This is a genomic window from Flavobacterium sp. (assembly GCF_017985075.1).
Classification (GTDB): Bacteria; Bacteroidota; Bacteroidia; order Flavobacteriales; family Flavobacteriaceae; genus Flavobacterium.
In genome coordinates this window covers 1-11,994 of the sequence record NZ_JAGNYF010000057.1, presented here as the reverse complement: position 1 = coordinate 11,994, position 11,994 = coordinate 1, and the positions used below count along the sequence as shown (strand labels likewise).

The following is an 11,994-nucleotide window of genomic DNA, read 5'->3' as shown; positions in this document are numbered from 1 at the left end:
AATTAGAAATGAATCCGTTGCGAATTTTTATATTTTTTACTGCAATTTTAGTGTTTTATTTACTTATTGATATTTATAAAATACTATTAGCCAAGCAATTAAAACATAAATTAACACCAAATAACATCTATAAAATTAAAAGAATTATTAGTATAGTAATATTAATTTTTGGGGTGTTTTTTATTCTTCAAGGGCTTTTTCCGAAAAGCAAACAAATCGTAAATAAAAAATTAGGCATAGAACAAGTTGTGAAGTAAATTACAATATTATTTATTTGACCCTTCAAAAGTTTAAAACTCTTGAAGGTTTTTTTATTAATTGAATTTTGAGTTAATAAAGATCCTTTCAGGATGACAAACTGTGCGTAATAATTTTGTGTCAATCTGTGAAATCTGTGTTTATTACTTTGTTTAAAATCAAAAAATAGCTACTATTTCTAGTCACTCTTTCTAAATCATTGTCCAGATTCGAATTATAACTTTATGAATTTTTTCTAAAAATTCATAAAAAAAAAGAGCTACTTTTTCAAGTAACTCTTTCAGAGGCATCGTCCGGATTCGAACCGGAGTAGACGGTTTTGCAGACCGGTGCCTAGCCGCTCGGCCACGACGCCATTATTGGATTGCAAATATAGATATAAAAATTTCAATATTCAAAACTCAAATTCCAAATATTTTAAAATCTATTTTCTTAAAACTATCTTTTTTTCTTCATACGTATCGTAACTCCTTCAACATCACCACCAATTGGAGGGTTTAGCTTAGTCACCTCAATTTTAATTTTTAATACTGGAAGTAATTCTTTTAAAACCCTATCAATTATTCTTTGTGCCACGTGTTCTAAAAGTTTGGCACGTATTGCCATTTCTTCTACTACAATTCGATTTAAATCTACATAATCTACAGTATCATTTAGTTCGTCTGTTTGAGCAGATGGTTTTAAATTGGTTTTTATAGTTAAATCTACACGATAATTACTACCAATTTTTGCCTCTTCCTCCAAACATCCGTGATATGAAAAGGTTCGAATATTAGTTAATTTTATGATTCCCATTTTTTATTTGATATTAGTAATCTGTTTACAATTCTTTTACACTCATAAACATTTTAAACTTATAAACTTATTGTTATCTTTGTCAAAATTACAAATTCTTATGTCTGCAGAAGAAAAATCTTTAAATTTTATAGAACAAATTATAGAAGACGATTTAAAAAACGGTTTATCATCTGATAAGTTACGTTTTCGTTTTCCTCCAGAACCTAACGGATATTTACATATTGGTCACGCAAGTGCTATTTGTCTTAATTTTGGTTTAGGTATAGATTATAAAGCGCCCGTTAATTTACGTTTTGATGATACGAATCCTTCAAAAGAAGAACAAGAGTTTGTGGACGCGATTAAAAAAGACGTCGAATGGTTGGGTTTTAATTGGGATAAAGAATGTTATGCATCGGATTATTTCCAACAATTATACGATTGGGCAGTAGAATTAATTAAAAAAGACAAGGCGTATGTGGATAGTCAGTCTTCTGAAGATATGGCCATTCAAAAAGGAACTCCTACTTCACCAGGAACTGACTCGCCTTTTAGAACGCGTACCATAGAAGAAAATTTAGACTTATTTACACGTATGAAAAACGGAGAATTCGAAAAAGGAACTCATGTTTTACGCGCTAAAATAAGTATGAAAGCTAACAATATGTTAATGCGCGACCCTATCATATATCGTATTATGCACGCACATCATCATCGTACAGGAAACGATTGGTGTATTTATCCAATGTACGATTGGGCTCACGGAGAAAGTGATTATTTAGAACAAATTTCACACTCATTCTGTACGTTAGAATTTTTACCTCATAGAGAATTATACGATTGGTTTTTAAATCAAATTTATGATGAAACCAAAGTACGACCAAAACAAAGAGAATTTGCTCGTAGAAATTTATCACACACCGTAGTTTCTAAACGTAAATTATTACAATTAGTTGAAGAAAAGCACGTTACAGCTTGGGACGATCCGAGAATGAGTACGATTTCTGGTATGAGAAGACGTGGAATAACCGCAACCGCTATTCGAAATTTTGCCAATACTATCGGAATTGCTAAACGTACAAATTTAATTGATGTATCGCTTTTAGATTTCTGTATTCGTGAAGATTTAAACAAAATTGCGCCTCGTGTAATGGCGGTTTTAAATCCAATAAAACTGGTAATTACAAATTACCCAGAAGGAAAAGAAGAGTGGTTAACAGCAGAAAACAATCCAGAAGAAGAAGTAATGACATTTAGAGAAGTCCCTTTTTCTAAAGAATTATATATTGAAAGAGAAGATTTTCAAGAAGAAGCACACAAGAAATTTTTCCGTTTAACTTTAGGAACCGAAGTACGTTTAAAAAACGCCTATATCATTAAAGGAGAATCAGTTGTAAAAGATCCAGAAGGAAATATTACCGAAATTCATTGTACTTATGATGTAGATTCTAAATCAGGAAGTGGTACAGAAGCGAGTAATAGAAAAGTAAAAGGCGTAATTCATTGGGTTTCTATACCACACGCGGTTGAAGCGGAAGTTAGATTGTATGATCGTCTTTTTACACATGAAAATCCTGATGGTAACAAAGAGGTTGATTTTAAAGAATTCATCAACCCAGAGTCTTTAAAAGTGATTACAGGGTATGTTGAACCAAGTTTACAAACCGCAAAAGAATTAGATCATTTTCAATTTCAACGCTTAGGTTATTTTTGTGTAGATAGAGATTCTTCGGTAGAAAAATTAGTTTTTAATAAAACCGTTGGATTAAGAGATACTTGGGCAAAAGTTTCTGAACAATAAAAAAAGTAGTAAGATTCTTGTATTAAGAATTAAGACTTAAAACCTATAAGATGTTTTTTCTTATAGGTTTTTTTATTCCTTTTTTGTGCTTATTTCATAGTATTAGAAAAAACTATTAAAACAATAATTAGTATAAGTTTAATCTTTAAAAAAAGGCTTTCATAACTTGTTTTTAACATAAAAATAATTTTTAATAATATGTTTTTATGTCTTTTACAAAGAAGCTCTTTTAAATCGTTTAATATTTGATTTTAGGTTTAATTAGCGTTATTTTTTACATTAGACTATTAATAGTAAATAGTCTAATAATTTTATTTTTCAATTTATTTTTTTATATTTGACTATTAATAGTAAATAGTCTAATAAATGAAAATTAAAGAAAAAATAATTTCTCTTTTTGAAACTAAAAAAGAATTAAGTGTTTCTGAAATTACAAACACACTTTTTGTTTCGAAGCAAATGGTTCATTTGGTTTTGAATAAATTATTGGAAATTGGTTTTGTTGAAAAATTCGGACGAACACCAAAAACTATATACAAGCTTAAAGAAGTTTCTAGTAAAAAAATAGAATCAAATATTCTGGTTTCTAATGAAAAACAAAATTTTCTTATTCAGAATTTTTTGATGATTTCAGAAATTGGTCAAATTCTAACAGGTTTAGAAGGTTTTGAAAATTGGTGTAGTAAACGAAAATTACCACTTGAAAAAACAATTGATGAGTTTATGTTAACAAAAGAAAAATATAATCAATATTTTGATAATAATGGTTTAATTTCTGGTTTAAATAAACTAAAAAACACTAAAGGATATGATGTTATTTTTATGGATGAAGTATTATATTTAGACTTTTATGCAATTGAAAGATTTGGTAAAACAAAACTTGGAACCATTTTACATTATGCTAAACAAGGGCAAAATAAAATGTTAATGAGATTACTAATTGAGGAAATTAAACAAAAAATCCAAATTATTATAGAACAATATAATATTGATGCTATTGCTTATGTACCGCCAACCATAAAACGTGAAACACAATTAATGAAAGTGCTAGCAAATGGTTTAAAAATTAATTTACCCGCAATAGATATTGTTAAAATTGGTGGTATAATTCCTGTTCCACAGAAATCATTAAACAAACTAGAAGAGCGAATTAATAACGCAGAAAACACTTTTGTGGTTCGAGGAAACGTTTCGTATAATAATGTTTTATTGATTGATGACGCCATTGGTTCTGGTTCAACCTTAAACCAAATTGCCGGAAAAATTAAAAACAAAAAATTGGCTAATAAAATTATTGGGTTAGCAGTTGTTGGAAGTTATAAAGGTTTTGATGTAATTACTGACGTATAAAAAAACCACCAATTGTAAAATTGATGGTTATCTTTTGTCAATCTGAATTTTCAGATTCTACTATTTTTTAAGCTTCACTTGTATCACTTGGATTATAATCTGCCGAAGTAGGATTATCTTTTTTCTTTGCTCGTTTCGGCTGATTTTTCATCGTTTCACCAATTTGGTTGCTCGCTGTAAAACTTGCCACCATATTATTTAACATATCACTTCCGGCTTGTGGAGAATTCGGTAATAAAATTAAATTACTATTTGTATCGGCGCCAATAGCTTGTAAGGTATCATAATGTTGTGTAACCACAATTAATGCCGAAGCTTCTTGCGAATTAATTCCTACATTATTTAATACTTCTACACTTTCTACTAAACCTCTTGCAATTTCTCTTCGTTGGTCTGCGATACCTTGTCCTTGTAGTTTTTTACTTTCTGCTTCTGCTTTCGCTTTTGCTACAATTCTAATACGTTGTGCTTCTGATTCAAATTCTGCTGCTGTTTTTTCTCTATCGGCAGCATTAATTCTGTTCATTGCATTTTTAACTTGAATATCTGGATCAATATCGGTTACTAAAGTGTTGATAATATCGTATCCGTAAGTAGTCATAGATTCGTTCAATTCACGTTTTACCGCAATAGCAATGTCGTCTTTTCTCAAAAACACATCATCTAAAATTAATTTTGGAACTTCAGCACGAACGACATCAAATACATAAGCCGTAATTTGATCGTGTGGATATTCTAATTTGTAAAATGCTTCGTACACTTTACTTTGAATTACGTTAAACTGAACCGAAACTTTCATTTTAATAAAAACGTTGTCTTTTGTTTTCGTTTCAATAATAACGTCTAATTGTTGAATTCTAAGATTTACTCTTCCGGCAATTCTATCAATTACTGGAATTTTTAATTGTAAACCAGAACTTCTAATGCTTGTAAATTTTCCAAATCGCTCTATTACAACAGCGGTTTGTTGCTTTACAGTAAAAAAGGAACTTAGTAAGATAAATAATCCTAAAACAAGGACGAAAATGATAATTGGAGACATAAGTGATAATTTAAAGTTATACTAATTATACGTTGCTTTTGTGTAAAAGTTACAAGAAGTACAAATTATCACTTATATCTTAATTTTGGTGTTTATAAAGTTGCAATTGCTTTTTCAATTCTGTTTGATGTTTCTGCTTTTCCAATTAGTTCAATAATATCAAATAAATGAGGCCCTTTTAATGCGCCAACTAAACTCAATCGTAGCGGTTGCATTACTTTCCCCATTCCAATTTCGTTTGTTGTCATCCAGTCTTTTAAAAGATTTTCAATATTTGTTGATGTAAAATCTTCTATATTTTGTAATTGCTCAACAACTTGTTTCATCAATTCTGGCGTTTCCTCTTTCCAGTTTTTAGCTGCTTTTTCATCGTAAGACGTTGGCGCAACAAAGAAATAATCGGCTAAATCCCAAAACTCAGTTATAAAATTAGCACGTTCTTTAATTGAAGCAACTACTCTTTTAATATCTAAAGAAGTTGAAATTCCTTTTTCTTCTAATATTACTTTAAACGCTTCGGCTAAACTTTCATCCGTTTGTTTTTGTAAGTATTGATGATTGAACCATTTGTTTTTCTCTGGATCAAATTTTGCACCTGATTTATGAATTCGTTTTAAATCGAATTTTTCAATAAGTTCTGCTAAACTAAATATTTCTTGTTCCGTTCCGTCATTCCAACCCAATAAGGCTAAAAAGTTAATTACGGCTTCTGGGAAAAATCCAGATTCTTTGTAACCGTTCGAAATTGTCTTGCTGGAAGCATCTCTCCATTGTAAAGGAAATACTGGAAACCCTAATTTATCTCCATCACGCTTGCTTAATTTTCCGTTTCCAATTGGTTTTAAAATCAAAGGTAAATGTGCAAATTCTGGCGCTTCCCAACCAAATGCTCTGTAAAGCATTACGTGTAAAGGCATAGATGGCAACCATTCTTCACCTCTAATTACGTGTGACGTTTCCATTAAATGATCATCTACAATATTTGCTAAATGATACGTTGGCATTCCGTCCGATTTAAATAAGACTTTATCGTCAAGTAAATTGGTATCAAAATGTACATCACCACGAATAATGTCTTGTAAATGCAAGGTTTCGTTAACTGGTGTTTTAAATCGGATTACATAATGTTCTCCATTTGTAATTCGCGTTTTTACTATTTCTTCCGAAAAATTTAATGAAGTATCTAATTTTTCTCTAACAGTATGATTGTATATAAATGTTTTTCCTTCTTTTTCTGCTTGTTTGCGCAATTCGTCCAATTTTTCTGGAGTATCAAACGCATAATACGCCCAACCAGATTGAATTAACTCATCGGCATATTGCTTGTACATTTCTTTTCTATCCGATTGACGGTACGGTCCAAATTTTTCATTTTTTCCAATGGTTTCATCAGGAGAAATTCCTAACCATTCTAAAGCTTCAAAAATATAATCTTCCGCTTCAGCTACAAAACGAGTTTGGTCGGTATCTTCTATACGTATATAAAAAGTACCGCCTTTTTTTTTGGCAAATAAATAATTAAAAAGCGCAGTTCTTACGCCACCAATATGTAAAGGCCCTGTTGGACTTGGGGCAAATCGTACTCTTACCGGTTTGTTCATCTATATAAATTTTTGTCAAAGATACTATTTTAAAATTCCAAACTCCAAATACTGCATAAATTGGAATTTGGAATTTAAAAATTAGAATTTTTTTTGTGATTGATTTTTTTGTAGTTTTATCGGTTATAAACAAATTAGTAACAATCTTGGAAAAGAAAGCTATAATTTACGATAAACTGGAAGGCTTTATCAAAAAGTTTTACACGAATGAGTTGATAAAAGGAGTACTTCTTTTTATGACCATTGGCTTATTGTATTTTATTTTTACTTTTTTAATTGAATATTTTTTATGGTTTTCTACCCAGGGAAGAACTATTTTGTTTGGGTTGTTTTTGTTTGTAGAAGTATTTTTGTTAGCTAAATTTATAATTTTTCCGTTAACGAAATTATTTAAAATTCAAAAAGGGTTAAATTATACCGAAGCTTCAAAAATTATAGGAACTCATTTTGATGAAGTGCAAGATAAATTACTTAATTTCTTGCAATTAGCCAATACCACTGAGCCTTCAGAATTGGTTTTAGCTTCTATAGAACAAAAAGCAAAGAACTTACAACCCGTTCCGTTTTCAAACGCCATTAACTTTAATTCCAACAAAAAATATTTGCCATTTGCGCTTATTCCATTGTTGTTTATTTTGTTTTTCTATATTTCTGGAAATTCAGATGTGATTTCTAAAAGTTTTGCCAGAGTAGTTCAATACGATACAAATTTTGAAAAACCAGCCGCGTTTAAGTTTGAAATTGTTTCTTCTTCTTTAAACGTGGAACAAAACAAATCTTTTAAGTTAATCGTTAAAACTGTTGGAAATATCATTCCAGAAAACGCGTCAATTGTAATTAATAATGAAGAATATTTTTTAGAAAACACTTCGCCGGGTAATTTTACTTATCAGTTTGAAAACGTACAGAAAGATATTAAATTTCATTTTCAATCTAACGAAATCACTTCTGCCGATTATGTGTTAAACGTGGTGAACGTGCCAACTATTTCATCATTTACGATGCAATTAAATTTTCCAAATTATTTAGGAAAAAAACCAGAAATTATTCAAGGCACAGGAAATGCAGTTATTCCTGAAGGCACAACGGTAACTTGGAAATTAAATACGTTTGCTACTACACAAGTAGCTTTTAAAGATCAATCTGCAATTAGTTTGTTTCAAATAAACGCAGCGCAATTTTCATTTGCAAAACGAATTACTAACGCTACCGATTATCAAATTTCTATTTCAAACACGCAACTTAAAAACTACGAGAATTTACAATATAAATTAACCATTTTAAAAGACCAGTTTCCGAGTATTTCAGTAAACGAAACCCCTGACAGTTTAAAACTAAAACAAAAAGTAATTATTGGACAAATAGCTGATGATTATGGTATGTCTAAATTACAAATGGTGTTTTACGATAAAAACAAACCAAACATTCTTTTCAAAAAAGGCTTGATTTTAAAAAACAAAGTGGTTGATCAATTTGTATATGCTTTTCCTGACGGAATTGCGTTACAACCCGGAATTAATTACGAATATTATTTCGAAGTGTTTGATAATGATATAGTTAATGGTTTAAAATCATCTAAATCAGCCGTTTTTTCTCATTCTGAATTAACAAAAGAGCAAAAAGAGCAAAAATCATTACAAGAACAGCAATCCAACATCAATAGTTTACAAAAAGCGCTTGACAATCAAGACAAACAATTTGAAGCATTAGACAAATTAAAAAAACTGGATAAGCAAAAAGACAACTTAGATTATAAAGACCAAAAGAAAATTCAAGACTTTATTAATCGTCAAAAAGAGCAAGATGAAATGATGAAAGAATTTTCCGAAAAAATGAAGGAAAATCTCGAACAATTTAAGCCTGAGCAAAAAGACGAAATGAAACAAGAGCTTTTAAACCGTTTAGAAAAAAACGAAAAACAAGCAGCGAAAAATGAAAAGCTTTTAAAGGAACTTGAAGCGTTAACTAAAAAATTAGAAAAAGACGAATTGTTCGATAAAGCCGATAAATTAAAACAACAAGCGAAAACACAACAAAAATCGTTAGAACAATTAGTTGAGTTAACCAAAAGATATTATGTTGAACAAAAAGCAGAACAACTGGCGGATAAATTAGACAAATTAGCTAACAAACAAGATAAACTTTCAGACAAAGAAAGTCCTACGAAAGAGGAACAAGAAAAGCTTTCAAAAGAGTTCGATGATTTAAAAAAAGAACTTGACGAATTAGAAAAAGAAAACAAAGAATTGAAATCGCCAATGGATATTCCAAACGATAAAGGCGATCAAAAAGATGTAGACCAAGAACAGCAAAAAGCAGAAGACAATTTAGAAAAGAAAGACCAAAAACAAGCCAAAAAGAATCAAAAAGCAGCGGCTCAAAAAATGAAACAAATGAGCCAAAAAATGTCTGAATCCATGTCTGCTGGTGAAATGGAAGACAATGCTGAAGACGCTAAAGTAATGCGTCAAATTTTAGATAATTTATTGTCTTTTTCATTTGATCAAGAAAAGGTAATGAAACAATTTAAGGCGGTTTCTAATTCCAAATCTAATGTAAGCGCTTTACTAAAAAACCAGCAAGATTTAAAAACGCAATTTAAGCACGTTGACGACAGTTTGTTTGCTTTGTCTTTGCGCCAACCCAAGCTTTCTGATTTAGTTTTAAAAGAAGTAGAAGAAATACATTATAATTTAGATAAGTCTATTGAGAATTTAGTTTCCACTTCTCGTTCAAAAGGAATTTCACACCAACAATTCACATTGTCTTCCGCAAACAAATTAGCAGATTTTCTTAGTAATGTGCAAAGCGAAATGAGTATGAGTATGTCTTCTTCTGGAGGCAGCGGGAAACCAAAACCAGGCAAAGGAAAAGGCGACCAATTGTCCGATATTATTTCTAAACAAAAAGGCTTGGGCGACAAAATGAAAGACGGAAAACCAAAACCTGGTGAAGGAAAAAAACCTGGTGAAGGTAAAAAAGGCAGTCAAGAAGGCGAAGGCGGTTCTCAAGGCAACGAAGGAAAAGATGGCGAAGGCGATGCGGGTAAACTATTAGAAATAATTAAAGAACAACAAGAGTTGCGCGAGTCTTTGCAAAACGAACTAAACAAAAACGGAATGGGCGGTAATGGTCAAAACGCCGTAAACCAAATGAAAGAGTTAGAGAAGCAATTAATCAATAAAGGTCTAACGCAAGACAATATTAATCGTGCGCTTCAAATTAATCACGAGTTATTAAAATTAGAATCAGCACTTAAACAACAAGGACAAGACACCAAAAGAGAATCAAATACTAACAAAACAGATTTTTTAGGAAGCAACAAACCCCTTCCTCCTGCCCTTTTAAATTATTTAAAAAGTGTAGAAATATTAAACAGACAAAGCTTACCTTTGCAACCCAATTTTAACACCAAAGTGCAACAATATTTTAAAAACAATGATTAGTTTTAATTACGAATCTGATTTTATTTTAGACCAAGAAGAGCGTTTTACTTCTTGGATAGAAACCATTATAACTTCTGAAAACAAAACCCTTGGAGAAATTTCTTATGTTTTTTGTGACGACGACTATTTACATGCTATTAATATGCAGTATTTAAACCACGACACACTTACAGATATTATTAGTTTTGATTACACAGAAGGCGATATAATTAGTGGAGATATTTTTATTTCTATCGAAAGGGTTAAAGACAACGCGATTGATTTTAAAGTCTCTTTTGAAGAAGAATTAAAACGTGTTTTGGCTCACGGTGTTTTGCATTATTGCGGATACAAAGACAAAACAGATACAGATGCCGCTTTAATGCGTGCCAAAGAAGAAGAAAAAATAAAACTGTTCCACGTGGAACTTTAATATAGTAATCGAGTTTTTTTGTTCCACGTGGAACAAAAAAACATAAAGAAAACCACGTGTTTCACGTGGAACAAAAGATATGTTTCAAGAAAAATACGATGTAATTGTTGTAGGTGCTGGTCACGCAGGTTGCGAGGCCGCTGCTGCTGCTGCCAATATGGGCTGTAGTACTTTATTGGTTACTATGAACTTGCAAAACATTGCTCAAATGTCTTGTAATCCAGCCATGGGAGGCATTGCAAAAGGTCAAATTGTTCGTGAAATTGATGCTTTAGGCGGTTATTCCGGAATTGTTTCTGATGTAACGGCTATTCAGTTTAAAATGCTGAATCTCTCAAAAGGACCAGCAATGTGGTCGCCTCGTTGTCAATCCGACAGAATGCGCTTTGCCGAAGAATGGAGAATGATGTTAGAAGGAACTCCGGATTTAGATTTTTATCAAGAAATGGTTTCGGGTATTATAACCGAAGGAAACCATATTGTAGGTATTAAAACATCTTTAGGATTAGAGATTAAAGCCAAAACGGTAGTCCTTACAAATGGTACTTTTTTAAATGGTTTAATTCATATCGGAGACAAACAATTTGGAGGAGGACGTGCAGGCGAAAGTGCTTCTTTTGGCATTACTGAAGATTTATTAAATTTAGGTTTTGAATCAGGAAGAATGAAAACTGGTACGCCGCCTCGTGTAGACGGTCGTTCTTTAGATTATTCTAAAATGATTGAACAACCAGGTGATAAAAACCCTTCAAAATTTTCGTATTCCGATGTTACAAAACCATTAACAGAACAACGTTCTTGTTTTATGACTTATACTTCTGAAGTGGTTCACGATTTATTACGTGAAGGTTTTGATAGAAGCCCGATGTTTAATGGTAGAATTAAATCTATCGGACCAAGATATTGCCCTTCTATTGAAGATAAAATCAATCGTTTTGCAGACAAAGATCGTCATCAATTATTTATCGAACCAGAAGGATGGAAAACGTGCGAAGTGTATGTAAATGGTTTCTCAACCTCGCTTCCAGAAGATGTGCAATTTAAAGCCTTACGTTCTGTAGTTGGTTTCGAAAACGTGAAGTTTTTCCGACCAGGATATGCTATTGAGTACGATTACTTCCCTCCTACGCAACTAAAACACACTTTAGAGACAAAACTAATTAATGGATTATATTTTGCCGGACAGATTAATGGTACAACCGGTTACGAAGAAGCCGCTTCTCAAGGATTAATGGCGGGTATTAACGCAGCATTACAAGTTCAAGAAAAAGAACCTTTGATTTTAAAGCGAGATGAAGCATATATTG

The 11,994-nt window shown here is 31.4% G+C and carries 8 protein-coding genes, 1 tRNA gene and 1 pseudogene; 6 read left to right on the top strand and 4 right to left on the bottom strand.

Annotated features, from left to right (window positions below):
* Nucleotides 1–257, top strand: a pseudogene (locus KA468_RS09215) (LysE family translocator); the annotation flags it as partial.
* A gap of 285 nt (nucleotides 258–542) precedes the next feature.
* Here the strand turns inward: KA468_RS09215 and KA468_RS09210 are convergent.
* Together KA468_RS09210 and folB are read right to left on the bottom strand one after the other, a co-directional pair.
* Nucleotides 543–613, bottom strand: a tRNA-Cys gene (locus tag KA468_RS09210).
* 83 nt (nucleotides 614–696) lie between these two features.
* Nucleotides 697–1,053, bottom strand: a complete 357-nt coding sequence (gene folB / locus KA468_RS09205; RefSeq protein WP_291242651.1) for a dihydroneopterin aldolase — start codon at nucleotides 1,051–1,053, stop codon at nucleotides 697–699.
* Between the two features lie 100 nt (nucleotides 1,054–1,153).
* Here folB and KA468_RS09200 point away from each other — a divergent pair, with 100 nt between their 5' ends.
* The gene (locus KA468_RS09200; protein ID WP_291242650.1) at nucleotides 1,154–2,836 is read left to right on the top strand and encodes a glutamine--tRNA ligase/YqeY domain fusion protein; all 1,683 of its coding nucleotides are present in this window, start codon (nucleotides 1,154–1,156) and stop codon (nucleotides 2,834–2,836) included.
* Nucleotides 2,837–3,202: 366 nt separating this feature from the next.
* Nucleotides 3,203–4,186 carry a hypothetical protein gene (locus tag KA468_RS09195; RefSeq protein ID WP_291242649.1) on the top strand — a complete coding sequence of 328 codons (984 nt, stop codon included), beginning with the start codon at nucleotides 3,203–3,205 and terminating at the stop codon, nucleotides 4,184–4,186.
* A 67-nt stretch (nucleotides 4,187–4,253) separates the two neighbouring features.
* Here the strand turns inward: KA468_RS09195 and KA468_RS09190 are convergent, their stop codons facing one another.
* Nucleotides 4,254–5,228, bottom strand: a complete 975-nt coding sequence (locus tag KA468_RS09190; RefSeq protein WP_291242648.1) for an SPFH domain-containing protein — start codon at nucleotides 5,226–5,228, stop codon at nucleotides 4,254–4,256.
* A 92-nt stretch (nucleotides 5,229–5,320) separates the two neighbouring features.
* A complete protein-coding gene (gene gltX, locus KA468_RS09185; RefSeq protein WP_291242647.1) occupies nucleotides 5,321–6,829 on the bottom strand; it encodes a glutamate--tRNA ligase in 1,509 nt (502 codons plus the stop codon).
* Between the two features lie 146 nt (nucleotides 6,830–6,975).
* On the opposite strand from gltX, the gene KA468_RS09180 reads away from it, so the two are divergent.
* The 3 genes from KA468_RS09180 to mnmG all read left to right on the top strand — a co-directional run.
* On the top strand, nucleotides 6,976–10,275 hold the full coding sequence (locus KA468_RS09180; protein ID WP_291242646.1) for a DUF4175 family protein: 3,300 nt from the start codon (nucleotides 6,976–6,978) through the stop codon (nucleotides 10,273–10,275).
* Entirely contained in the window at nucleotides 10,268–10,687 is a 420-nt protein-coding gene (ybeY, locus tag KA468_RS09175; protein WP_291242645.1) for an rRNA maturation RNase YbeY, read from the top strand. The genes KA468_RS09180 and ybeY overlap by 8 nt, the downstream gene beginning before the upstream one ends.
* A gap of 79 nt (nucleotides 10,688–10,766) precedes the next feature.
* Nucleotides 10,767–11,994, top strand: a 1,228-nt coding sequence (gene mnmG / locus KA468_RS09170) for a tRNA uridine-5-carboxymethylaminomethyl(34) synthesis enzyme MnmG (RefSeq protein WP_291242644.1), incomplete at its 3' end; no start/stop codon positions are given.